This window comes from Microbacterium sp. LWS13-1.2 (assembly GCF_040144835.1).
Classification (GTDB): domain Bacteria; phylum Actinomycetota; class Actinomycetes; order Actinomycetales; family Microbacteriaceae; genus Microbacterium.
In genome coordinates, this window is record NZ_CP151632.1 from 1937654 (window position 1) to 1960620 (window position 22967).

Below are 22967 nucleotides of genomic sequence, written 5' to 3' on the forward strand. Positions count from 1 at the left end.
ATCCTCCTCGTGCCCGGGGGCGCTCGCTCCCCACGGCATCCCCCATCTCACTCCCGTGGGGGCGTCCACGGGAGACCCCCGCGTGACAGGTACTGCCAGACCCCCTGACACGTGAGGGCCCGACCGTCCGGCCGGGCCCCCGCGTGTCGACTCATGCAGCCGCGTTGATCGCCTCGAACAGGTTCTTGAACGAGGTGAGCGCGCTCTGCGACGGGTTCGCCGCCGTGCGCGCGGCTTCGCCGGCCTGGATCACGGCGCCGACCGTGGCGTCGGCCGTGCCGTCGCCATCGGTGTCGACCGGATCGCTCAGCGCGATCGACCCGTCGGCGACATTGAGCCAGAGCGACAGCAGATGCGCGTCGAACTGGTTCTCCGCGTTCTTCGTCTGCTTCGGCCACAGCGCCGACACGGCATGCGGAATCGTCGTCAACGGCACCTTCTCGTCGAAGACGGCGCTCAGCACCCGCACGACCGAGAGAAGGCACAGCTTCTCGTCGACCGTGTGCAGCGCGCTGCGCTTCTCGCGGTAGTCGGTCTGCCACACGCCCAGCGTTCCGGCATCGGTGCTGGTGCCGAGGATCACGACCTGGACCTCGTCGGATGCCGAACCCCCGTCGTCGTCCGACACCTCGACGCCGGTGGTCGCCGCGCACGCGATCGCGTACGTGTGCGGCGCGGCATCCGTCACGTCCCGAGGCTGGATGCTCGGGCTCGGGTCGCCATCGGCGGCCGGCGGGTTCACCAGGCTCGTGTGACTGGCGGTCGCGCCGTCACCGAAGTCCCACGCGAACACGAGGTCGTCGCTGCCCGGGTCGGTGCCCCGAGCCTCGAACGCCACCGGCTCGCCGGCGGTGCCGAACACGATGTCCTGTCCGTTCCACGACGTCGTCGGCGGTCCGGTGATCTCGGCCGTCGGGGCGACGTTGGCCACCGTTGCGGTGCCCGTGTCGGAGCCCGCTCCGCCGTCGTCGTCGGTGACGGTGAGGGTGACCGGGAACGAGCCGTCGTCGCCGTAGACGTGCGTCGCCTCGACCGCGGTGCCTGTCACCGTGGCTGCGGTGACGGTGCCGTCGCCCCAGTCCACACTGGCCGTGTGCGTGTCGTTCACACCCGGGTCGGCGAAGTGCGCCGCGAGCGTGACGACGGCGTTCTCGTCAGCTCCGGTCACCGTGTCGACCACGACCGCAGGGGGCACGTTGTCGACGTGCAGCGAGAACGACGTCTGGCCCGTTTCACCCTTGTCGTCCGTGGCGGTGATGGTCACCGTCTCGTCGGCGGGTCCCTCGGGCGGTGTGTACGACCACGACCACGACGAGCCCGAAGGCGTCACCGTGCCGATCGTCGCCGTGAGGGCGGTGATGGTGCCATCGGCATCCGTCGCCGTTCCGGTGTTCGTCGCCTGCGTCCCCTCGTCCACCGTCACCGCGACGTCGTCGGCGGTGACCATCGGGGCCGCGTTCGGCGATTGCAGCGCCGCGAGCAGGTCGAGGCGCGGCGTGGTGTTCGTCGTCGTCCCGGCTGCGTTCGTGGTGTAGGTGATGGGCACGCCCGTCGAGGTGATGTCGGCCAGCAGGTTAGCGATCGGCCGTGACGGATAGGCCGACCGCAGCACAGCCAGTGCTCCGGCCACGAACGGCGTCGACATGGATGTGCCGCTCTTGCTGCCGTACACGTCATCGTCGATCGCGGAGTCGATCGACGATCCCGGCGCCATCACGTCCAGCAGCGCACCTCTGTTGCCCGAGTTCGTGGTCGTGTCGTCGTCGTTCGTGCGACCGACGGTGAACGCCGTCGAGATGCATCCCGGTGCCCCCACGGCGTTGAGGAACGAGTTGTTTCCCGAGGCGATGACGGTCGCGATACCGGAAGCCAGGTTGCTGTCGATCGCGGCCTTGCGCGTGTCGCCGTCGCAGGCCGACGAGTTGTTGCCGCCGCCGAGGCTCATGTTGCTGGCCACGACGTTCCACCCCGGGTTCGCCGCCGCCTGGCCTCGCACCCAGTCGAGTCCCTGGATCTGGTCCGAGACGTAAGACAGCACGCAGGGCGCAGGGTTCGGCGCGCAGTCGCTCGCCACGTTGACGCGCGTGAACACCTGCACGGCGATGATCTGGGCGTCGGGTGCGACGCCGTTGCCCGGCGGCGATCCGCCGGCGTCGTCGGCCGCACGGCCGGCTGCGATGCCGGCGACGTGGGTGCCGTGGTCGCAGATGTTGCCGCCGCCGTCGACGCAGGTGGCGTTGTTGTCGCTGTCGATGTCGGCGGACGTGTCCTCGGTCGTGCCGTCGGGGCAGAGGCTCGCCTCATCGCCGTCGCCGTCGTCGTCCCCGGGGTCGGAGAAGCAGTGCTGGGCGACGATGCGGGATCCGAAGAACGGATGGTCGGCATCGATGCCGGAATCGAGGATCGCCACGGTGGCACCGGCGCCCGTGTAGCCGAGCGCCTGCACGTCGTCGCCGTTCACGACCGGCAGCGTGCTGGCGAGAGCCGGCGGATCGGCGAAGTCCTCGACGACGCCGACGACGTGCGGGTTGTTCTTCAGCCCCCGCAGCGCCGGCTGCGGCACCTCCATGATCACGTACGGCATCGTCGCCGTCTTCGTCACATCGGTCGCACCCCCGGCGACTCCTCGCACGACGTCGTCGGCCGACGCCTTGCGGTCGAGCTGGACGATGACGCGCACCCGATCCGGTGGAGCGGCGTACGCGGGTGGACTGACGGCCACCACCCCGAGCGTCACCGCACACACGGCGAGTATGGAGACGATTCTGGACCTCATGATGGTTCCCTCCATCCATCGGCGCGTCCCTTCCGGGCGCACGCCCGGTGGTACCTCCACCACGGGCAAGGAGGGTCCGCCGACCGCGGTGATACTCGCGAGACCCGGTCGACGGCACGCCGAGGACGGTCGAGCGACCGGCAGGCCGAGGCCGCCGCACGACCGGCGCGGCGCGGGGCTGCCGGCGGTCGCCCGCCCGGCTCAGCGGAAGTCGGCCAGCGCCCGGTGCACCGACGCGACCGCGCTGGAGCCCTCGCCGACGGCGGCGGCGACGCGCTTCATCGACCCGCGGCGCACGTCCCCGGCCGCGAAGATCCGCGGCACGGAGGTCTCGAACGGCAGCGGCTCCCTTCCGAGCCCCTGCCAGCGCTGGAGCGACTGGACCGACACGTCGGTGCCGGTGCGGAGGAACCCGTCGGCATCGCGGTCGAGATCGGCGAGCCACGACGTGGCGGGCTCCGCGCCGATGAAGCAGAAGAGCCCGCGCGCCGCGACATCCCCCACCGAATCGATGCTCACGCGCTCGAGGGTGGACCGGCCGTCCAGCCCCACGACGCGCGAGCCGGTGTGGACGTCGATGCGCGGATCCTCGAGCAGGCGATCCACGAGATACGACGACATCCGCGTGCCGAGGTCGGAGCCGCGCACCACCAGGTGGACGGGGCAGCCGTTCGCGGCGAGATACAGCGACGCCTGGCCGGCGGAGTTCGCGCCGCCCACGACGACGACGGGCGACTCGAAGACCTGGCGCAGTTCGAGCGGCGTCGCCGCGTAGTAGATGCCGGCGCCCTCGAACTCGTTCCAACGCTCCAGGTCGAGGGTGCGGTAGGCGGCGCCGGATGTGACGATCACGGTCCGCGTGCGAATGAGGCGCCCGTCGGTGAGAGCGATGTCGATGTCGTCGCCGACGGGTCGGAGGTCGACGGCCTCGCAGGGCGCATAGACGCGGACCCCGAACTTCAGCGCCTGGAGCGACGCCTGGCCGATCAGATCGCCGCCGCTGACTCCGAACGGGAATCCGAGGAAGTTCTCGATCCTCGACGTCGCCGCCGCCTGCCCGCCCGGCGCGACGGCATCCAGCAGCACCGTGTCGAGACCTTCGGACGCACCGTAGATGGCCGCGGCCAGACCGGCCGGCCCGCCGCCGACGACGACGAGATCGACGACCTCGTCGGCGCGCGCCTGATAGCTCAGCCCGAGGCGCTCCGCGACCATGCCCGGCGTCGCGCGCGCCATCGGCTCGCCCTGGATGAACGCCACCGGCAGATCCTCGAGGCCGATGCCGTGCTCACCGAGCGTCCAGAGATCGCCGGGCGCCAGTTCGATCGCGGTGTGCACCAGATCGACCCGCTCCGCGAAGCGTCGGAGGGTGAGGAACTCGCGCGATGAACGGGGTCCGACCAGCTTCAGGGTCAGCGCAGCAGGTCCGCGGCGGAGGATCTCGCGTCGAGCCCAGAGGGCGTGCAGCACGATGTCGCACAGCTCATCGTCCTCCGCCATCAGCAGACGCAGCCGGGAGCGGCTCACCCGCAGCATCCGGCCCGGCTTCGAAGCGCGCGCCGACAGGAACGCCCCCTGCCCGTTCAGCAGGCCCAGCTCGCCGACGAAGCTGCGCGAACCCATCGTGCCGACCACCGTCTCGTCGACCCAGCCGAAGGAGACACGGACGATCTCGATCTCGCCGGTGTCGACCAGGATCAGGTCGTAGTCGAGGTCGCCGGCCTGGAAGAGGTACTCGCCCTCCGCGACCTCCTGCGGCTCGCCGAAGGCGAGGAGCCGGTCCCACTGCGCGTCTGTCAGGGCCGGCTTCATCATGCGTTCGATCTCACGCTGCTTCGCCGGCGAGATCTCGTGAGAGGTCATCGGTGGATCAACTCCCGCCAGTCGGCGGGCAGCCTGCCCGCCGGGCCGGGCGACGGCTGCGTGACCGGTCGCGAGACGGGCGGCGCGAGGGCGGGCCCGTTGACGTAGTCGCCGGCGACGTAGTCCCAGAACCAGTCCTCGCCCGGCTCGAAGCTGCGCACGTAGCGGTGCCCCCTCGTGCGGAAGTGCGCCGTCGCGTGCTGCGCCGGCGACGTGTCGCAGCATGCGACGTGCCCGCACACTGCGCACCGCCGCAGGTGCACCCACCAACCGCCGACGGCGTCGCACTCCGCGCACCCCTCGCCCGAGGGCGGCACGGTGGGGTCGATCTCATCCAGGCTCATCGGGCCTGCCTCTCGTCCTACGCGTTCCATCGGTGCGATGCTAACGCGCCCGGGGGCAGGCGTGGCCGAGATCCCGTCAGTCGAACGCGGCGGGCGTCTCGCGGGGGTAGGCGCCGCCGGAGAGCTTCACCAGCTGCGCGTGGGCGTACTCGCAGACGAGCGCGTGGCGGTAGACCATCCGCGGCACATCGACGTTCGAGTCCATCCAGAGGCTCATGCCCGCGAGCTTCCAATGCCGGAACGTGTCGTCGTCGCACACGAGCGCCAGGATCTCGAGGAACGAGTCGTCGAACCGGATCGAGTGCACCGCTCGGCGGTACTCCTCGACGGTGAGGGCCATCGAGAACGGGATGTTCATGAAGCACAGCGCCGTCTGGATGTCGAGGTTGAGCAGCCGGCGCCGCCGCCGCTCGGCATCCAGATGCGGGATGTCGAGTTGGGTGAAGTCGAGGTGCTCCGGCGGGGTCAGCGGGATCCCGTCGAGCGCGATCAGCACGTCGTACACGTTGACGTCGTGCTCGACGACGGCCGAGTCTCCGAGCCCTGCGAGCGTCTCGGGGCGAAGCGTCACCGGCTCCATCTCGACCGAGGTGTTGCGGATGATGAAGTTGACGAGATTGGTCTCGACCACGAAATGCCGGATGAGCAGCTCGACGGCATCGGGCGAGACGAACCGGCGGAGGAACCACACGCACAGCGTGTCCATCGTGCGCAGCGGCATCCATCGGAACGGCAGCACGCGCTTGACGATCGAGACGAGCGCGACGAGGACGCGCGACACCACGCGAGCGACGGGATAGAGCCAGCGGCGCGAGAGGCGTCGCTGGTCGTCGATGATCTGCCGCACGAGCGCGCGGTCGAGGGGCACCGAGGGATCGGCGTACACCGCTTCCCACATGCTCGGGTCCGTCCGCACGAACTGCGGCATGTCAGCGATCCAGTTCCTCGAGCTGCAGCGCGTAGAGCCGGGCGACCACCTGCGCGCAGCGCACGATCTCGTCAGCCGCCCGCGCATCGATCGCACCCGAGGTGATGATGGCCTCGAGGTTGCCGGTGTGCTCGGTGTCGGCATCCTGGTGATAGCGCATGAATTGCACCTGGTTGTCGGCGAGCCCCAGCACCTCCTGGAATCGCGCGGCCCAGCCCGCCGCACGCCTGGCGCCGAGCCCTTCGATGATGAACATCGCGCCGAGGAGCCCTACCGGATTCGGCCGGCCGGCGTAGTGGAACATGTAGGCCGAGAGCGCCTCCGAGCCGATGTTCTTCCGGCCCGCGCGCAGCTCGTCGAGCGAGCCGCCGATCGCGACGTAGTCGCGCTCGAGCATGAGATGGTCGCGGTGCTCCTCCTCTGCGTGGCGGATCGCCGCCGAACGCAGCTCGAAATGGTCGCCATCGAAGCTGGATGCCGCACGCGAGATCCACGGCGACCCGTCGACGACCTGCTGGCGGAGGTTGAACAGCAGCCGCCGGTAGTCGTCGAGGGTCACGGTGCCTTCGGCCAGCCGCGCGAGGATGGGGACGCGCTCGAGACGCCCCTCGAGCTCGACCCAGACGTCGGCGAGTCGTTCGAACAGCGTGTCGGCGGCCGAGGCCTCGGCCGAGGCGGTCGTCGTGATGCTCATGGCGTTGCTCCTTGCTGATGCGGTGGGGCGACCACCGTGAGGTGGGCGAAGGCGAAAGAGAATCGTCCCGACTCGGGCACGGCCAGGAGCACCGTCTCGCGCGGCGCGAACCGGCCGGTCCGCCACGCCTCCTCGAGGGCGATGAAGATGCTGGCGGATCCGGTGTTCCCGCGGGTCTCGAGATTCGAGAACCAGCGGTCGGTGTCGAGCGTCGGGATGCGGCGACGCAGCGCCTCGAACGCGACGTCGCGGAACATGTTCGTGCTGTAGTGGCACACGACGTGATCGAGATGCCGCACGTCGACGAGTCCGATGTCGACCAGCTCCTCGAACTGGCGGATGCCGGCATCCGCCAGATCGTCGAGCATGCCCACGTCCTGGCGCAGGAGGAACATCCCCGCGGCCTCGGCGTCGGCGATGTCGACGTCCTGCCAGGTGCCGCCGACGACAGGCTCGGGCCCCGTCATTCCGGCGCGCATGCAGACATCGTGCTCATGGGCGAGCGAGACGTGCCGCACCCAGTCGACGCGCAGGGACGGCTTGTCGGGATGCGGCTGGAACTCCACGACGACGGCGCCGGCGCCGTCCGACAGCATCCACCGCAGGAAGTGGGAGTCCATGCCGGCGCGGATGCCGTCGTACCGGCGCTGCCGGAGGCTCCGACTGGGCAGCTCCGAGCCGACGACGGCGGCGCGCGGGTGATCGCCGAGCCGGATCTTGCTGACGGCGGCATCGAGCGCCGCCAGACTGGACGCGCACACCCCCGACGCCGACAGCAGCTGCATCGGCCCGCCGCCGAGACGCCCGTGCACCATCGACGCGAAGCCCGGAACGAGGACGTCGCCCATCGTGGTCGCGCACGCCAGCATCCGGATGTCCGCCGCATCGATGCCGCGATCGTCGAGCGCCGCGCGCAGCGCCTTGACCGCGAGCTCCTCGTTGAGCTCGGTCGGCTCGCCGTGCTCGTCGAGCGCGTAGTGCCGCTGACGGATGCCGTTCGATTCCAGGATGCGGCGCCGGATGCGCTCGGTGACGGGGTCGTCGCCGCCGAGCCGGGCCGCGATGCCGTCGTTGTCCACGGGCGCGCCGGGAAGGTACCGGCCGAAACCGGTGAGGTAGGCATTCGCCGTCGCGCCCATGTGACGACACTAGGCCCGGCGCCACGCTCAGCCCGCCGTGACGTGGCGGGTGCACCGTGTGGATCATGCCGGGCGGAGGAGCCCGACCGGCCAGCGCCCGTTCGTGACGGCATTACCGAGCGTCCTCATTATTGACTATAATCGGTGATATCGAAATGGTCCAAGTCACCTTGCTCAACCATCTGGGCGCGACGGTCGCCACCACCGCCGGCAGCGCGAACGCACAGTTCGTGCGCGAACTCGGTGCGGACATCGTCATCGACTATCGGTCCGAAGACTTCGCGCAGCAGCTCAGCGACTTCGACCTCGTGCTCGACGGCGTCGGCGGCGAGAAACCTGGAGAGGTCGCTGCGCATCCTGAAGCCCGGCGGGCGCGCCATCGGCATCGCGGGCCCTCCCGACCCCCAGTTCGCGCGGGATGCCGGACTCAGCCCCCTCGTGCGGCTCGTGGTCCGCGGCCACAGCCGGAAGGTGCGCAGGCACGCGCGCAAGCTCGGCGTCAGTTACGAGTTCCTGTTCATGCACGCCAGCGGCGACCAATTGCGCGACATCACCCGGCTGGTCGACGACGGCGTGCTGCGGCCCGTGGTCGGCCCAGTGCTTCCCTTCGACCAGACCGCCGAGGCGCTCCGGCTCGCGGCCGCGGGCGGCTCACGCGGGAAGACGGTGGTGAGCATGCTGTAGCGGCCGGATCGCTCAGCCGGCCAGCTGTACCCCGAGCCAGGTTCTCGCCTTCGCCACCTCCCCCGACCGGCGGTCGAAGCGTCCTGACCCCGTCGGCACGGGCCCGCGGCATCCGTCAGCCTGCCCGCCGCGGCCGCAGCAACGACGCCAGGCCTGTCAAGAGCGCGACGGCCGCGGCGAACCAGTAGCCGGACGCGAAGGCGGCAAAACCGGGAGCCAGCAGGGCCGCCGCCGCCACGCTGGACACTGCGGACACCCCCGCGGCGGCGCCGAACTCGTGGAAGGTGCTCAGCGCGCCCGACGCGACGCCGGCTTCGGCCGGCTCGACCGCGGAGAACATGCTGCCCGCGGCCGCGACGAACACCGCGCCGACGCCGAAGCCCGCCACGCTCGTGCCGACGATCAGCACCGTCATGGAGAAGACCCCCGCGGCTGCCGCGAGTCCTGCAGCGGTGATGAGCAGCCCCGTCACCGAGACCGTCCGCACGCCCCACCGCGGGATGATGCGGCCGCCGAGCGTGGCGCCGAGGATGGTGCCGGCGGCGACAGGCAGGAACGACAGCCCGGTCTCCAGGGCGGTGAACCCGTGGAGGTGCTGCAGTGAGAACGAGCCGAGGAAGAACACCGAGATCATCAGGGCGGCCGCGACGAAGATCAGCCCCAGCCCGCGCAGCACGGGTCCTCGCCTGAGCATCGCCGGCTCGATGAGCGGGGCGGCGGCGGTGCGGATCCGCCACACGAAGAGCCCGTATCCCACGAGCGCGGCACAGATCGCGATCAGCGTGGCAGCGCTCAACCAGCCCTCATCGCCGGCGGCGGCGAGTCCGTACACCGCGGCGCCCGTCGCGGCCGTCACCAGCGCCGCGCCGACCACGTCGAGGCGGCCGCCGGATCCGGGCAGCGGTCGGACCGATCTCACCAGACCGATCAGCAACAGGATGCCGACGGGCACGTTGATGAAGAACACCCACGGCCACCCCGGCCCGGCGGTCAGCAGGCCACCGAGCAGCACGCCGATGGCGGCACCCGCGCCGCCGAGCGCCGACCACACGCCGAGGGCACGGGTCAGCTCCGCACCGGCGAACGTGCGCACGATCACCGACAGCGCTGCGGGCGACATGGCAGCCGCGCCCACTCCCTGGAGCGCGCGGGCGAGCAGCAGCACCTCGCCACTGCCCGCCAGTCCCGCGAGCAGCGAGGCGACGACGAACACTGACAGGCCTGCCAGCACCACGCGCCGCGGCCCCAGGATGTCGGCGGCCTTGCCGCCGAGCAGCATCAAGCCGCCGAAGACCAGGGCGTAGACGCTCGCGACCCACGCGACCGTCGTCCGGTCCAGCCCGAGTTCGGCTTGCATCTCGGGCAGCGCGATCGCGACGACCGTGACATCGACGATCAGCATCAGCTGCGCCACGCCCAGCAGGGCGAGGATGCGCCAGCGGGACGGATCGGTGGTGGGGAGGGCCTTCGCTGCCGTGGGATCTGAAGTGTGCACGACGACGACCTTTCGCAAGTTGAACATCTGTGTACGAGTACAATAACTCGTACATGCATGTTCGACAAGAGGTGTTGTTGCGACGTCGGCGCGAGCGGCGCTGGGCACGGCGGACCCGCCGAGCACCGAACAGCGCGGCGACGGCGGCATCCACATCTGAGGCCGAAGCCGAGGCCGAGCCGATGAGCTCGAGCCGATGAGCCGGTATCAGGCGGCGAGCGCGGCGAGGATCGTGTCGCGCACCAGGGCGGGCGCCTCGTCGGCGGTGATCTCGCCACGATGGACCGCAGCCGAGGCCCCGTGCAGGATCGCCTGGATGACGCTGATCTGCCAGTCGATGGGAACGTCGCGGCGGAACTCGCCGGCGTCGCGTCCTCGCTCGAGCAGCGCCCGGACGCGGGCCGCCGGCTCGTCGTGGGCACGACGGATCTGCTCGGGGGGCAGCGCTTGCGAAGCCGCGACGACGACAGCACCGAACCTATGGGTGAGGTGCCAGGTGGCCTCGAGCAGACGCGCGAGAGCCTCGCGGGGGTCGCCGTCGAGGTCGAGATCGGCCAGCGCCTCATCGGTCTGGGCGATCGCGCGATCGACGACCTCGCGGATGAGCGTCGCGCGAGAGTCGAAGTGACCGTAGAGCGTCACCCGTCCGACGTTCGCGGCCTTGGCGATGTCATTGATGCTCGCGTCGGGGTCGACCGCGAGGAGTCGGGTGGCGGCGGCGACGATCGCCTCGATGTTGCGCACGGCATCCGCGCGCTTCGTACGATCCTGGGAGGACGCACCCGCGGGTTCAGTGATGTTAGTTCCCGCTGCAGCCACGGAGCCCTCCCAAACCAGACAGTCATGTGCACTTTAGCCTGCTGGAGCGTCGCCTTAGGCTCGTTCAGCGCGATGGCTGAGGAAGGGCTTCCGTTAACTCGAACACCGGAGTACAGTTTAATAACCCGTTTACCCGTGTTCCAGAAAGGGGTGGGAGATGGATGCCGTCCTCACGCAGGACTCGCCCGACAGCGCACTGGCACGCCGGCGTGCGGGTACCTGGTGGCAGATCGCATGGCCCATCGCGCTCGCCGTACTGGTCGCCGCCGCCACTGCGTACGGGTTGACGGATGGCCGCGACGTCGCTCCGGTGGTCGCGGCATCCGGTCTCGTCTATCTCGCTGCAGCCGCCACGCAGCGGCGGTGGGCGGCGTGGGTCGCCTTCGGCATCGCGTTCGCTCTCATCTCGCTGGACAAGTTCGCAGATCTGGATGCCATGCCGTGGCTGCTGCTGCTGGCCGGAGTCCTGGTCGTTGCAGGACCCGCCTCGCGCCGCGCCCATCCCTGGTGGGCGCTGCCGCTGCAGACGGCGGCGATGCTCGTGCTCGGCGCGACCGCCGTGCTGGCCCTGCAGCTCGATCCGACCGTCGGCGGGCTGCTGGTCTCGGCCGCGCTGCTCGGCCACGCCGCGTGGGACGCTCACCACCACCGCACCGGACGCGTCGTCGATCAAGCGCTCGCCCGCTTCTGCGCCGTGCTCGACGTCCTCGTCGCGATCCTCGTCGGCGTCGTCACCCTCACTGCATGACGACCGCAGCGGCGGCGCGCCGACACGCGCTGCGGATCGCCACCGACGCAGGAGTGCTGCTGCGCCGGCCGCACGAAGCGGACGCCGCGGGCGTGTTCGCCGCCCACGGCGACCCCACCGTCTACCGCTACGACCCTGAGGAGACGCACACCGACGTCGAGCACTCCGCGCGCTTCCTGGAGCCGATGCTCGAGCACTGGGCGGAACACGGGTTCGGTTACTGGGCGGTGCTCATCCCTGCCTCGGACTGGCCGGAGGGCGTGCCCGGAGCCGACGTCGACGACGGCGCGCGGGTGTTCGCCGGTCTCGGCGGCATCCGGAATCACAGGATGGCGGGCCAGCCCGTGCTGAACGTCTACTACCGCTTCGCCCCGGCCGCGCAGGGGCGAGGACTGGCACGCATCGTCGTGGATCAGGCGCTCGTGCTCGCGCCCCTCGTCGCGCCGGGCACCGATGTCGTGGTGCGCACCCGTCCGGCGAACGCGGTCGCGCGCCATGTCGCCGAACGCGCCGGTTTCCTCGACGAGGGTCTGGAGCCCGGCACCACCGACATGCAGCTGCTGCGCTACCGCTTCTGACGACCTCGTCCCGGGGACGGGCAGCGGACCGCATGGCGTCGGCCGTCAGGATGCACGGCGCTCGGCGGCATCCATGGCTCGGAGGAGGTCGGTGAGCACGGCAGCGACCGTCGCTTCGAGGACCTCTTCCGGCGTGCCGTCGAAGGTGTACAGCCTGCTGCCGGTCTGCCCGTGGACCCACCACCCGATGTAGACCGTTCCCGGATCCCGGCCCTCCTCGCTGTCGGGTCCGCCCACACCGGTCGTCGCGACGGCGGCATCCGCGTCCAGCTGCGCTGCCACACCGGCGGCCATCTCCTCCGCGCACCGGGCGCTCACCACCGGCCCCGGCGACACCGCCAGCACCTTCTGCTTCACCGCGGTCGCATAGGCGACCACCCCGCCGTGCAGTCGTGCAGCACTGCTCGAGCCTGGGTCCGGCCCACGCTGGCGCGAGACCCGTCTCGGATCTGGTCGGGAACTAACGCCGAGCCGGAGGTTCGGCTAGCGTCTGGCGAATGGTGAGCAGCGACTACTGGGATGCCGAGACAGCTCGACGCTATGAGGCGTCCGCGGCGGATATGTTCGCGCCAGAGATACTCGAACCCACGGTCGACTTCCTCGCGGAACTCGCGGGCGACGGACCGGCTCTCGAATTCGCGATCGGGACCGGTCGAGTTGCGATCCCCTGGCGGCGCGCGGCATCCGTGTGGCCGGCATCGAGTTGTCGCAGCCGATGGCCGACCAGCTGCGGGCCGAGGCATCCGCCGACGAGACCCCCGTCACGGTCGGCGACATGGCGACCACCACGGTCTCGGGAGTCTTCTCGCTCGTCTACGTCGTGTGGAACAGCATCGGCAATCTCCGCACCCAGGACGAGCAGGTGGCGTGCTTCCAGAACGCCGCCGACCATCTCGCGCCCGGCGGACGTTTCGTCATCGAGTTGTGGGTGCCGCCGCTGCGGCGGTTCCCACCCGGACAGACTGCGGTCCCGTTCGACGTCAGCGACTCCCACCTCGGCTTCGACACGATGGATCCCGTCACGCAGCAGGGCACCTCGCACCACTACACGCGGGACAACGACGGCTCGATCCGGTACGGCGCGAGCAACTTCCGCTTCATCTGGCCCGCCGAGTGCGACCTCATGGCGCGACTGGCGGGTCTCGTGTTCGAGGGTCGAAACGAGGATTGGAAGCGCACGCTCTTCACCTCCGACACCACCAGCCACGTGTCGGTATGGCGCAAGCCATGAGCCGCACGCACGCCGCGGTAGAACCTGCATCCTCAGCCCGGGCCGTCCGGATGCGCGAGATCGTAGGCGCGAGCGAGCTTCTGGGGGACGACCATGCGCCAGGCGTCCACGACGAGCTCACGGGCCTCTGCGGGCTCCAGTGATGCAAGATCCGCGTGCACCCAGTTGAAGCGCAGGTCGGTCGCCGATGGCATCTGGAACTTGCGTGGATCGCCCCCGACGAGCGCCGCCCGCTCCTCCTTCGGGAAGGCGAAACCCATCACGCTCTCGTCGAGCGAGAACGCCACGTACACGATCTGACCCACGCGGAACTTCAACCTCCCGTGCACATAGACGGGGTACGAGCGCTCCAGCTGCGTACCCAGCGCTCGAACGTCCTCGATCACCGCCATTCTCAGATCCCCGCCGGGACATCCGTCGTGATCCGCGTCACCCTGGATTCGCGACGTTCGATTCTGTTCACCAGCCGAGCATGACGAACTCGCCTGCGCAGATCAATGAATCCACCGTCGCGGGGCGCTACGTCCGCCCGACCATCGCGTCGGCGTGGTCGGCGACCCACGCGACGAGTGGGCGCATCCGCTCCATGAGGTCGCGGCCGGGCGGGGTGAGGCTGTACTCCACGTGGGGAGGAACGGCCGGCAGCGACTCCCGATGCACGAGGCCGTCGGCGGCGAGGGTGCGAAGCGTCGAGGCGAGCATCTTCTCGCTGATGCCGTCGACCTGTCGGCGCAGCTCGCCCCACCGCAGCGTTCCGTCGGAGAGCGCAGAGAGGCCGGCCCGCGGGCGAAGACACCGGGCGGGCCGCCCAGGACGGTCCGATCATCACCGGCCAGAACCCCGCGTCATCGTCCTCCATGGCGAAAGCCCTGATCGCATTGCTGCACGTGGCGGCATGGCGGGACGCCGCGCGCGGGCTCGAACGAAGCCCCCCTCACACCGCGGCAGCGGAGCCGAGGCGGACTTCGGCACGTGCCGGGACGACGACCGCGTGTGTCCCAGCCATCCGTTCGAGCACGCGGACCACCTGGCAGGAGTACCCGAATTCGTTGTCATACCAGACGTAGAGCACGAGGTTCACGCCATCGGCGATCGTGGCGAGCCCGTCCACGATCCCGGCGCGGTGCGACCCGACGAAGTCGCTGGAAACCACCTCTGGCGACTCCACATAGTCGATCTGCTGACGCAGCTGTGAGTGCAGCGAGACCCGCCGCAGGTAGTCGTTGACCTCGTCGCGCGCGGCGGGACGCTCAAGCGTGAGATGGAGGATCGCCAGCGACACATCGGGGGTGGGGACTCGGATGCTCGACCCAGTGAGCCTGCCTGCCAACTGCGGCAATGCCTTGGCGACGGCCTCGGCCGCACCGGTCTCCGTGATCACCATGTTCAGGACCGCCGAGCGTCCGCGCCGGTCGCCCCTGTGGAAATTGTCGGTGAGGTTCTGGTCGTTGGTGAACGAGTGCACCGTCTCGACGTGGCCGCGCGCGACGCCGTAGGCCTCGTCGATCGCGGCGAGCACCGGCGTGATGGCGTTCGTCGTGCACGACGCCGCCGACAGGATGCGGTCGTCTTGCGTGATCGCATCGTCGTTGATGCCGTGCACGATGTTCTTCACCGGCGCCTTGCCCGGCGCCGTCAGCAGCACTCGCGACACTCCGGTGCTCGACAGGTGCTGGGCGAGCCCTGCCTGGTCGCGCCACCGGCCGGTGTTGTCCACGACGATCGCGTCGTCGATGCCATAAGCGGTGTAGTCGATGATCGCCGGGTCGTCCGCATAGATCACCTGGATGCGGGTGCCGTTCGCGATGAGCACGTCCGCCTCGTGATCCACTGTCACTGATCCGGCGAACGGACCGTGCACCGAGTCGCGCGCGAGAAGACTCGCGCGTTTCGAGAGGTCGTTGTCGGACCCGCGCCGCACGACGATGGCCCGCAGTCGCAGTCCGTGGCCGCTTCCCGCTTGACTGATGAGAATGCGTGCCAGGAGGCGACCGATGCGGCCGAACCCGTATAGGACCACGTCCGCGCTCGCCCGCAGCGGACTCGCGGTCGGGACCCTCGCCAGCTCGGCGCGGACGTGACGGACCGCGTCGACGCCGTCGCCCGCTTCGCGCAGCGACGCGGCGAGGCGCGCGATGTCAATCGACGCCGGTCCCGGCCGGATCTCGCGCAGGGCTGCGAGCACCACACCGCTCTGCGCCAGCGTCAGCTCGTCGTGTCCGAGCTCGCGCGCCCGGTCGTGCATCTCGATCACGCCGGTCGCCGACAGGTTGATGAGCCGGTGACCGTGGATCGAGGTCACCACGCCGTGGTCGCGGTACAGCCCGCCGATCAACGGGATCAGGGACTCCGCGATCTCTTCACGCGCGACCCACTCGTCGCGATGAGCGTGGAATGCGAATGCAAATGCAGACATCTCGTCTCTCCTCACAGCCGATCGTGTTGTCAGACAGTCCATCGGGTCAGCACCGTGGCATCCGTCTGCGCCCCTGACGACAGTGACAGCCACGTCTCGACCACGGTGTCGGGAATGAGCACGATCACCGGTTCGGGCGCGAACGCGGCGCCGAGAATCGAGACGCCTTCAGCGACCCGTCGGACGAAATACTCCCGAGGCGATGCGCAGGCGCTGATCCGCTCGGCAATCTCATCGCGCAGCGGCGACTCGAGGGTTTCGAGTTCCTGCAGCGCGCGGGGAATGCCCTGGTAGACGGATCCGATGTCGTCCTCGGCGCAGAACTCCGTCACTTCTTGGGCGTCAACGAGGACGTGAGTGGCGTTGCCGCTGCCTTCGACGGCGGGGATGCCGAGCTCCCGCGCAATGATCGAGGTGTGGCAAGTGCGATCGCCGCGGGTGGTGACGATGGCGGAGGCGAGTTCCATGATGGGCTCCCAGTCCGGATCCGTCATGTCGGCAGGGCGCACGTCGCCTGACGGGAGCTGGTCTATCTGGTCGGTCGCGGTCATGACGCGGACTGGTCCCGCGCCGATCTTCTGTCCGATCGCACGTCCCTCGCCCCACTCGTTGTCCAGCGGCCGGCCGTGGTACTCCTCGATGATCAGCGCATGCCGAGCGAGCTCCTCGACCTCTGCATCCGAGATGCGGAACCCGGCGCGATCGGCGACGGCAACGCCCGTGATGACGGCGCTACCCCTCACGTGACGTCCATGCGCGTAGGCGGCGCGCATCTGAGCGGGGTACTGCTCGATGTCGCCCGCTTTGTGAACCTGACTCAACTGCGCAGACCACATCGTCTCCAGGGCGACCGTGCTCCCGGTGCCGTCCCACACCGAGACCGCGGCCCGTGCTGTGAGCGCGCTGCTCCCGCGGGCTGCAGCCGCAGCCATTGTGTCGAGGGTCATCACCTCTCCGCTCTGCCCGATAGACCGGGCTATCACGGCAAAGCTATTTGGAATTCTTCGCCTCTTGCGGCACGAAATTGAGGAAAGATTCACACATTTCACCCCAGAGTAAGGATGCATCGCGGCCGTGACTGCGACCGTCACCTCACCGAGGCGCTCGCGGGCATCCGGATCGGTGGTTTTGGCCACGAAGCACGGGAGCCGTCGCGGATCCTGTGGATGAGCGCGTCCAGACCACGACGGGCGCAGGGAGCACACCTGCCGGGCGTGAGAACTCCAGCTCGGCCCGCGGCGCCCGACGACGATCTGGAGCGCGGGCGTCTTTTCGCCGCCGCCGCACAAGCCGTGCATGCGGTCGGTGGCCGGGAAGCGGCATCCGATTCCAAGCTCGCCCGCACGCTGGGAGCCTGAGGAGTCGTAGCGGGTTTCGTCTCGCTCCGCTCGCTCAACGACCGGGGGAGAGGCGTTTCGTCTCGCTTCGCGCGCGCGTCCGAACCAGCACCCGGTCGTTGAGCGAGGAGCGCCAGCGACGAGACGAAACGCCCCGGACCTTTCGAGAAGGTCCGGGGCGTTTCCGCGTCAGCTGATCAGAGGTTGATCATGTGGCCGGCGAGGCCGTGGAAGGCCTCCTGCACGGCCTCCGACAGCGTCGGGTGCGTGTGGACGTTGCGCGCGGCCTCGAGAGCAGTGAGGTCCCACTTCTGGGCGAGCGTCAGCTCGGGCAGCAGCTCCGAGACGTCGGGGCCGATGAGGTGACCGCCGAGCAGCTCGAGGTGCTCGCCGTCCGCGATGAGCTTGACGAAGCCGATGGGCTCGCCCAGGCCGTTCGCCTTGCCGTTCGCCGAGAACGGGAACTTGGCGACCTTGACGTCGTAGCCGGCGTCGCGCGCCTGCTGCTCGGTGAGGCCGAACGAGGCGACCTGCGGCGAGCAGAACGTGGCGCGCGGCATCATGCGGTAGTCGCCGAGGGTCATCGTCTCGGTCTTGCCGATCGTCTCGGCGGCGACGACGCCCTGCGCCTCGGCCACGTGGGCCAGCTGCAGTTTGGCGGTGACGTCGCCGATCGCGTAGATGTGCGGCACGTTGGTGCGCATGTGGTCGTCGATGTCGATGGCGCCGCGGTCGGTGAGCTTCACGCCGGTGTTCTCGAGCCCGAAGCCCTCGACGTTTGCGGCGAAGCCGATCGACATCATGACCTTGTCGGCGTCGATCGACTGCGTCTCGCCGCCGGCCGCCGGGGTGTAGGTCACGGTGACGCGGTCGCCGTGGTCGGTGACCGTCTCGACCTTGGTCGAGGTGAGGATGTCGACGCCGTAGCCCTTGTACTGGCGCGCGATCTCCTTGGAGACGTCGGCGTCCTCGTTGGGCAGGGCCCGGTCGAGGAACTCGATGATCGTGACCTTGACGCCGTAGTTCACCATGACGAAGGCGAACTCCATGCCGATGGCGCCGGCGCCGACGATGACGATCGACTGCGGCAGGTCGCGGGCGAGGATCTGCTCCTCGTAGGTGACGATGTTGCCGCCGATCTGCACGCCGGGAAGCAGGCGGACCTTGGAGCCGGTGGAGATGATCGCGTTGTCGAAGGTGACGTCCTCGGTGGAGCCGTCGGCCTTGGTCACACGGATCGCGTTCGGACCGGTGAACGATCCGCGCCCCTCGTACTCGTCGACCTTGTTCTTCTTCATCAGGTAGTGGATGCCCTTGACGTGGGTATCGGCCACCTTGCGGCTGCGATCCCATGCGACCCCGAAGTCGAAGTGCACATCACCCGAGATGCCGAACAGATCGGCCTTGTGGTGGAACTGGTGCGCGAGGTCGGCGTTCTTGAGCAGAGCCTTCGAGGGGATGCAGCCGACGTTGAGGCAGACACCGCCCCAGTACTTCTCTTCGATGATCGCGACCTTGAGGCCGAGCTGAGAAGCACGGACGGCCGCGACGTACCCGCCGGGCCCCGCGCCGAGGATGGCGACGTCGTAGTGAGGCATATCGTTATCCGCCGTTCAGTACTGGTTCGCGACGAAGAGCTCTTGCGCCGGGAACCTGGTGAGCACCTCGATGCCGTAGTCGGTGACAACGACCTCTTCCTCGATGCGCGCCGCCGAGATGCCATCGGACGCTGGGCAGTATGTCTCCATGGCGAACACCATCCCCGGTTTCAGCTCGACGGGATCCTTCATCGAGTTCAGCCGGGAAATGATCGGCCTCTCGTGCAGACCGAGGCCGAGACCGTGCGCGAACTGCAGACCGAAGGCGGCCAGTTCGTTCTCGAATCCGAAATCTTCGGCGGCCGGCAACACGCTGGCGACCTGGTCGCTTCCCACGCCCGGCTTGATCGCGTCCAGTGCGACGTCCATCCACTCCCTCGCCTGCTGGTATGCGTCCCGCTGGCTCGGGGTGGCCCAGCCGACGCCGAACGTGCGGTAGTAGCACGTGCGGTAGCCGTTGAACGAATGGATGATATCGAAGAAGGCCTGGTCGCCGGGGCGGATGATCCGGTCCGTGAAGTTGTGCGGGTGCGGGTTGCACCGCTCGCCCGAGATCGCATTGACGGCCTCGACCTGATCCGAGCCGTACTCATAGAGACGCTTGTTCGCGAGCGCCACGATTTCGTTCTCCCGCACCCCAGGCTTCAGCGCCTCCGCAATGTCCTGGTAGACCCCGTCGACCATCGCCGCGGCCTGATTGAGGAGCACGATCTCGTCCTGGCTCTTGATCACTCGGGCGTCGAGCATGGCCTGCTGGGCATCGACTACGGTGAGACCCTGGCGTTGCAGCTCGAACAGGAAGGGGGGCTCGACGATGTCGATGCCCAGTGGCGCGTCGGCGAGTCCGGCAGCCTTCAGCAGGGAGCGGATCTCCGAGACCGCATCTTTCATCAGCCCAGCACCTTCGGGTGCCACCGCGCCACGGAAGCCGAGGAATCCGGCTCGATAGTTCTCCTCGGGCACCCAGTCCGAGTACAGCTTGTGATGACGCACCGCCGAGCCGAAGTCCCACAGAATCGGATCGTGACCACGCATCAGGAGCGCGTAACGGATCATCTTGTCGCCGAGGGCACCCCCGATCCACGTCTGAGTGGTGTACCGGATGTTGTAGAAGTCGAACAGCAGGAACGCGCCGCAGTCACTGCTCTCCAGTGCCGCCTTCGCGCGGGAGAGACGGTACTCGCGGAGCCGATCGAAGTCGACCCGGTGTTCGTAGTCGACGCCGTTCTGCCCCGGCGCTCCCAATGGACGCACGCCGGGCGGGCGCGTCACCGGTCGCTCGAAACGGCGGGCATCCCCGTGCGAGTGATGTGCGCCCATCAGTCGGCTTCGAGTCCGTCGCTGACGGGCGCATCCTCGGAGGCAATGTCCAGGCCTGAACCCCGCGCCGCAGTGAGAAGCAGCGAGGCGAAGTCCTGGTCGATGTTTCCGTTGCCGACCTCCTGCGCAACGATGTTGCGCGTGACCGCCGCCACTGGCATGACGACGCCGAGGTCCTGGGCGGCGGCGAGTCCGAGGTCGAAGTCCTTCTGCAGAAGGACATTTGTGAAGGTGGGGGTGAAGTCCAGATTGACGAATGCGGGCGTCTTATACTGCGTGAACACCGATCCCATCACGGAGTCGTTGAGAAAAGTCAGGAATGCCTCTCGCGACACGCCAGCCTTCTCAGCGAGCACGGTGATCTCTGCGAGGGACTGGGTCACAACGCCGAGAAACACGTTGTGTGCGATCTTGACCGTACGGGCGACCTCACCTTCGCCGACGTAGGTCACGCCTCGCCCCCACGTCTCCAGCAGTGGCAGGGCCGCGTCGAAGACGTCGCGTGGTCCGGATGCCGCGACCGTGAGCTTGCCGATGGAGATCACCTTGGGGTTTCCCGAAACCGGGGTGGCGAGAAACCCGACGCCCCGGGATTCCGCAATCTCTCGCACCCCGGCGCTCGCCTGTGACGACACCGTAGAGGCGTCCCCGAGGATCTTCGGAGCGCGACCCTCGTCGGTGAGAAGGCCGTCCTGACCGAGGATCACCTGCTCGAGGTCGTGGGAGGCAGAGACCATGCTGAACACGATGTCGCGACCGGCCAGCTCGACCGGCTTGTCTACGACCGATGCGCCGAACTCCACCAGAGACTCAGCCTTCTCGCGGGTCCGGTTGTATACCGCGACGTCGTACCCGGCGTCCAGGAGGCGCTTGGCCAACTGATATCCCATGCGTCCCACACCGATCCACCCAACGGTCGGCTTCGCGGCCATCTCTTCACTCCTCTGGCTAAACAATCGATTGCATTGATCGTAAGGGACCTGCGCTTCGCTCACAACCTGCGGCCACTATTGCGGAAGCCGCCACGGCACGGGCGCGCCGCGATCACCGCGCCCCGGCTCTTGCTCGACACGGGTCTGGGTCTGGTGCGGACACCGGATTCGACGTGCATCTCGACACATGAGTACCCGACTCCATCTGTCGAAGTCACCGATCGCCTGCGAACGCGTTCGCAACCCTGCGCCTCAGGCCCTTCCGGCGCGCACGGCCCGGATGGCCATCTGGATCGCGATGAACGCGAGAAAAGCCGCGAAGAGCGCGTTGGCGACCTGCGGCTCGAGCAGAGTGGCGATCCAGACACCGAGAGCAGTGGTGGCGCACGACGCGACCCCGACCACCCCAGCCGCGAGGAGGTCGACATTCGTACGCCGAATGTTGCCCACGGTGCCCGACACGGCGGTCGGGATCATCATGAGAAGCGACGTGCCTCTCGCCGTCAGGTCGCTCATTCCGAATCCCAACATCAGCGCAGGGACCACGATGATGCCGCCACCCACCCCGATCAGCCCAGCGACGGTGCCGGTCACAACCCCCAATGCGACCAGTCCTGCCCCGCTCAACCACGAGAGTTCGAACAACGCATCGCGGGACGGGATGACCAGGAACAAGCTGACGATCACGCCGACGAGGAAGGCGACGAACGCCCACCTCAGCGCGATCTGGGAGATCCTCGGTAGCAGCCAAGTTCCGATCTGAGCACCCACGACGGCGCCGGCGGCCAGCACCAACCCTGCGATCCAGTTCACCGATCCATTCAGCGCGTAGGCCACTACGCCTACGGGAGCCGTCAGCACGATGGCAGCCAGCGAAGTGCCAGCCGCGCGACGCTGATCGAAGCCGAGGAAGAACACCAGCATCGGGACGATCACCGTGCCGCCACCCACTCCGAACATCCCGGAAAGCGTGCCGGCCAGCAGGCCGATGCCGATGCAGATAGGCACGACTCGACTGACGGACGGGGCACCGCCGGTCGTACTCTGCTCGTTCATAGGGGCACATCCTCGATTCATGAGACGCCCCAGGGCCGGTCCTGGCGCGACGATCTGCCGGCGATCGCGACAACCCGAAGGTTCTGACGGGCGTGTGCGTTCACCCTGACTTCACTGAACGATATCGCGCTTAGTATACGATTCCAACTCCAAACGCCGATCCTGGACTATCCTGGTTCAATGCTGCTTACCAAGTTCACTCACGCTACGGTGCGCTTCGAGAAAAACGACGCTACCGTCATCACGGACCCCGGCACCGTCAGTCCGGAATCTGCCGAGTTGCTCGCGAGCGCCCTCGGCGTCCTCGTGACGCACGAACATTTCGATCATTTCGACCCGGACGCGGTGCGGGAGGCGCTCGCGGTGAACCCGCAGCTCACGATCTACGGCCCGCCTGGTCTGGCGGCACTCGTGGAGGGGCATGACCATCGTTTCGTGACGGTAGCGCCGGGCGATTCCTTCAGCGTCGGTCCCTTCGCCGTTCAGGCGTTCGGGGGGACGCACGCCGTCATCCACCCAGACATGCCGACCGTTTCGAACATCTCGTTCCTCGTGGATGGCCGCGTGTTCCATCCGGGCGACTCGTACGCGCTTCCCGGTGTACCCGTCGAAACGCTGCTGATGCCGACGAGCGGTCCATGGACATCAATCCGGCAGGCTGTCGATTTCATACGTGGAGTCGCCCCCACTCGCGCCATCCAGATCCACGAGCTCGAACTCAGCGAGGTGGGCCGAGAGTATGCGCTGTACTTCCTCGGCGTGGACGGTGTGGGAGGAGTACCGATCTCGGACCTGCCATATGGAGAGTCCGTCGAAGTCTGAAGTCTCGGCGTCGACGAACATGCCTCTCGGTTGACAGCCGCAAGTCGGCTATTGACGCGCTGTCGGCCACCCCTCTAACCTGTCGCAAACGATTGCACTCGCGATCACCCCTCACGAGGAACGCGCGCTGATTACCGCGTCAGTGCCTGCCTAGTTCACTGCTGTTCTCCCACCGCGCAGCGCGCGG

General features: G+C 68.4%; 20 protein-coding genes and 2 pseudogenes. 5 read left to right on the forward strand and 17 right to left on the reverse strand.

Annotated features, from left to right (window positions below; translation table 11 throughout):
• Positions 1–151: 151 nt before the first annotated feature.
• The 6 genes from MRBLWS13_RS09270 to MRBLWS13_RS09295 form a co-directional block, all read right to left on the reverse strand.
• Positions 152–2776, reverse strand: coding sequence for a S8 family serine peptidase (locus MRBLWS13_RS09270; protein ID WP_349428753.1), 2625 nt, complete (start codon positions 2774–2776; stop codon positions 152–154).
• Positions 2777–2977: 201 nt separating this feature from the next.
• Positions 2978–4639, reverse strand: a complete 1662-nt coding sequence (locus MRBLWS13_RS09275; RefSeq protein WP_349428754.1) for an FAD-dependent oxidoreductase — start codon at positions 4637–4639, stop codon at positions 2978–2980.
• Entirely contained in the window at positions 4636–4983 is a 348-nt protein-coding gene (locus tag MRBLWS13_RS09280; RefSeq protein WP_349428755.1) for a UBP-type zinc finger domain-containing protein, read from the reverse strand. Before MRBLWS13_RS09280 ends, MRBLWS13_RS09275 begins: the two co-directional genes overlap by 4 nt.
• Positions 4984–5059: 76 nt before the next feature.
• The gene (locus MRBLWS13_RS09285) at positions 5060–5911 is read right to left on the reverse strand and encodes a hypothetical protein (protein WP_349428756.1); all 852 of its coding nucleotides are present in this window, start codon (positions 5909–5911) and stop codon (positions 5060–5062) included.
• A 1-nt stretch (position 5912) separates the two neighbouring features.
• Positions 5913–6605 carry an iron-containing redox enzyme family protein gene (locus MRBLWS13_RS09290; protein ID WP_349428757.1) on the reverse strand — a complete coding sequence of 231 codons (693 nt, stop codon included), beginning with the start codon at positions 6603–6605 and terminating at the stop codon, positions 5913–5915.
• Positions 6602–7744, reverse strand: coding sequence for a 3-oxoacyl-[acyl-carrier-protein] synthase III C-terminal domain-containing protein (locus MRBLWS13_RS09295; RefSeq protein WP_349428758.1), 1143 nt, complete (start codon positions 7742–7744; stop codon positions 6602–6604). Before MRBLWS13_RS09295 ends, MRBLWS13_RS09290 begins: the two co-directional genes overlap by 4 nt.
• A 179-nt stretch (positions 7745–7923) precedes the next feature.
• Between MRBLWS13_RS09295 and MRBLWS13_RS09300 the strand changes: the two are divergent.
• A pseudogene (locus MRBLWS13_RS09300) lies at positions 7924–8428 on the forward strand (zinc-binding dehydrogenase); the annotation flags it as partial.
• Positions 8429–8543: 115 nt separating this feature from the next.
• On the opposite strand, the gene MRBLWS13_RS09305 reads toward MRBLWS13_RS09300, so the two are convergent.
• Positions 8544–9950 (reverse strand): MFS transporter, encoded by a 1407-nt coding sequence (locus tag MRBLWS13_RS09305; protein ID WP_349428759.1) that lies wholly within the window; start codon positions 9948–9950, stop codon positions 8544–8546.
• 180 nt (positions 9951–10130) lie between these two features.
• Positions 10131–10742: a TetR family transcriptional regulator gene (locus tag MRBLWS13_RS09310; protein WP_349428760.1), complete on the reverse strand. Its 612-nt coding sequence runs from the start codon at positions 10740–10742 to the stop codon at positions 10131–10133.
• 157 nt (positions 10743–10899) lie between these two features.
• On the opposite strand from MRBLWS13_RS09310, the gene MRBLWS13_RS09315 reads away from it, so the two are divergent.
• Together MRBLWS13_RS09315 and MRBLWS13_RS09320 are read left to right on the forward strand one after the other, a co-directional pair.
• Positions 10900–11490: a hypothetical protein gene (locus MRBLWS13_RS09315; RefSeq protein WP_349428761.1), complete on the forward strand. Its 591-nt coding sequence runs from the start codon at positions 10900–10902 to the stop codon at positions 11488–11490.
• Positions 11487–12068, forward strand: a complete 582-nt coding sequence (locus tag MRBLWS13_RS09320) for a GNAT family N-acetyltransferase (RefSeq protein WP_349428762.1) — start codon at positions 11487–11489, stop codon at positions 12066–12068. The genes MRBLWS13_RS09315 and MRBLWS13_RS09320 overlap by 4 nt, the downstream gene beginning before the upstream one ends.
• Before the next feature lie 45 nt (positions 12069–12113).
• Here MRBLWS13_RS09320 and MRBLWS13_RS09325 read toward each other — a convergent pair whose 3' ends face one another.
• Positions 12114–12425 carry a CinA family protein gene (locus tag MRBLWS13_RS09325; RefSeq protein WP_349428763.1) on the reverse strand — a complete coding sequence of 104 codons (312 nt, stop codon included), beginning with the start codon at positions 12423–12425 and terminating at the stop codon, positions 12114–12116.
• Between the two features lie 331 nt (positions 12426–12756).
• On the opposite strand from MRBLWS13_RS09325, the gene MRBLWS13_RS09330 reads away from it, so the two are divergent.
• Entirely contained in the window at positions 12757–13299 is a 543-nt protein-coding gene (locus MRBLWS13_RS09330; protein WP_349428764.1) for a class I SAM-dependent methyltransferase, read from the forward strand.
• A 32-nt stretch (positions 13300–13331) separates the two neighbouring features.
• Here MRBLWS13_RS09330 and MRBLWS13_RS09335 read toward each other — a convergent pair whose 3' ends face one another.
• The 8 genes and pseudogenes from MRBLWS13_RS09335 to MRBLWS13_RS09370 all read right to left on the reverse strand — a co-directional run bounded on the left by MRBLWS13_RS09335 (position 13332) and on the right by MRBLWS13_RS09370 (position 21958).
• Entirely contained in the window at positions 13332–13691 is a 360-nt protein-coding gene (locus tag MRBLWS13_RS09335) for a hypothetical protein (protein ID WP_349428765.1), read from the reverse strand.
• A 127-nt stretch (positions 13692–13818) separates the two neighbouring features.
• Positions 13819–14073: pseudogene (locus MRBLWS13_RS09340) on the reverse strand (helix-turn-helix domain-containing protein); the annotation flags it as partial.
• A 160-nt stretch (positions 14074–14233) separates the two neighbouring features.
• Complete coding sequence (locus tag MRBLWS13_RS09345; RefSeq protein WP_349428766.1) at positions 14234–15715, reverse strand: glyceraldehyde-3-phosphate dehydrogenase; 1482 nt, start codon at positions 15713–15715, stop codon at positions 14234–14236.
• 29 nt (positions 15716–15744) lie between these two features.
• Entirely contained in the window at positions 15745–16851 is a 1107-nt protein-coding gene (locus MRBLWS13_RS09350; protein ID WP_349428767.1) for a PEP-utilizing enzyme, read from the reverse strand.
• 398 nt (positions 16852–17249) lie between these two features.
• Positions 17250–18650 carry a dihydrolipoyl dehydrogenase gene (gene lpdA, locus MRBLWS13_RS09355; RefSeq protein ID WP_349427764.1) on the reverse strand — a complete coding sequence of 467 codons (1401 nt, stop codon included), beginning with the start codon at positions 18648–18650 and terminating at the stop codon, positions 17250–17252.
• A 15-nt stretch (positions 18651–18665) separates the two neighbouring features.
• Positions 18666–19706 (reverse strand): Xaa-Pro peptidase family protein, encoded by a 1041-nt coding sequence (locus MRBLWS13_RS09360; RefSeq protein ID WP_349428768.1) that lies wholly within the window; start codon positions 19704–19706, stop codon positions 18666–18668.
• 263 nt (positions 19707–19969) lie between these two features.
• The gene (locus MRBLWS13_RS09365; protein WP_349428769.1) at positions 19970–20965 is read right to left on the reverse strand and encodes an NAD(P)-dependent oxidoreductase; all 996 of its coding nucleotides are present in this window, start codon (positions 20963–20965) and stop codon (positions 19970–19972) included.
• Positions 20966–21154: 189 nt separating this feature from the next.
• The gene (locus MRBLWS13_RS09370) at positions 21155–21958 is read right to left on the reverse strand and encodes a sulfite exporter TauE/SafE family protein (RefSeq protein ID WP_349428770.1); all 804 of its coding nucleotides are present in this window, start codon (positions 21956–21958) and stop codon (positions 21155–21157) included.
• 180 nt (positions 21959–22138) lie between these two features.
• Here MRBLWS13_RS09370 and MRBLWS13_RS09375 point away from each other — a divergent pair, with 180 nt between their 5' ends.
• Positions 22139–22780, forward strand: coding sequence for an MBL fold metallo-hydrolase (locus MRBLWS13_RS09375; RefSeq protein WP_349428771.1), 642 nt, complete (start codon positions 22139–22141; stop codon positions 22778–22780).
• The last annotated feature ends 187 nt before the right edge of the window (positions 22781–22967 follow it).

Bases quoted from the DNA above. Each gene is read 5' to 3' on its own strand.
- MRBLWS13_RS09335 (WP_349428765.1), bottom strand. From the start codon at position 13,691: ATGGCGGTGATCGAGGACGTTCGAGCGCTGGGTACGCAGCTGGAGCGC.
- MRBLWS13_RS09320 (WP_349428762.1), top strand. From the start codon at position 11,487: ATGACGACCGCAGCGGCGGCGCGCCGACACGCGCTGCGGATCGCCACC.
- MRBLWS13_RS09295 (WP_349428758.1), bottom strand. From the start codon at position 7,744: ATGGGCGCGACGGCGAATGCCTACCTCACCGGTTTCGGCCGGTACCTT.
- MRBLWS13_RS09305 (WP_349428759.1), bottom strand. From the start codon at position 9,950: ATGTTCAACTTGCGAAAGGTCGTCGTCGTGCACACTTCAGATCCCACG.
- MRBLWS13_RS09375 (WP_349428771.1), top strand. From the start codon at position 22,139: ATGCTGCTTACCAAGTTCACTCACGCTACGGTGCGCTTCGAGAAAAAC.
- MRBLWS13_RS09285 (WP_349428756.1), bottom strand. From the start codon at position 5,911: ATGCCGCAGTTCGTGCGGACGGACCCGAGCATGTGGGAAGCGGTGTAC.
- MRBLWS13_RS09360 (WP_349428768.1), bottom strand. From the start codon at position 19,706: ATGATCCGTTACGCGCTCCTGATGCGTGGTCACGATCCGATTCTGTGG.
- MRBLWS13_RS09280 (WP_349428755.1), bottom strand. From the start codon at position 4,983: ATGAGCCTGGATGAGATCGACCCCACCGTGCCGCCCTCGGGCGAGGGG.
- MRBLWS13_RS09315 (WP_349428761.1), top strand. From the start codon at position 10,900: ATGGATGCCGTCCTCACGCAGGACTCGCCCGACAGCGCACTGGCACGC.
- MRBLWS13_RS09370 (WP_349428770.1), bottom strand. From the start codon at position 21,958: ATGAACGAGCAGAGTACGACCGGCGGTGCCCCGTCCGTCAGTCGAGTC.
- MRBLWS13_RS09270 (WP_349428753.1), bottom strand. From the start codon at position 2,776: ATGAGGTCCAGAATCGTCTCCATACTCGCCGTGTGTGCGGTGACGCTC.
- MRBLWS13_RS09290 (WP_349428757.1), bottom strand. From the start codon at position 6,605: ATGAGCATCACGACGACCGCCTCGGCCGAGGCCTCGGCCGCCGACACG.
- lpdA (WP_349427764.1), bottom strand. From the start codon at position 18,650: ATGCCTCACTACGACGTCGCCATCCTCGGCGCGGGGCCCGGCGGGTAC.
- MRBLWS13_RS09275 (WP_349428754.1), bottom strand. From the start codon at position 4,639: ATGACCTCTCACGAGATCTCGCCGGCGAAGCAGCGTGAGATCGAACGC.
- MRBLWS13_RS09345 (WP_349428766.1), bottom strand. From the start codon at position 15,715: ATGTCTGCATTTGCATTCGCATTCCACGCTCATCGCGACGAGTGGGTC.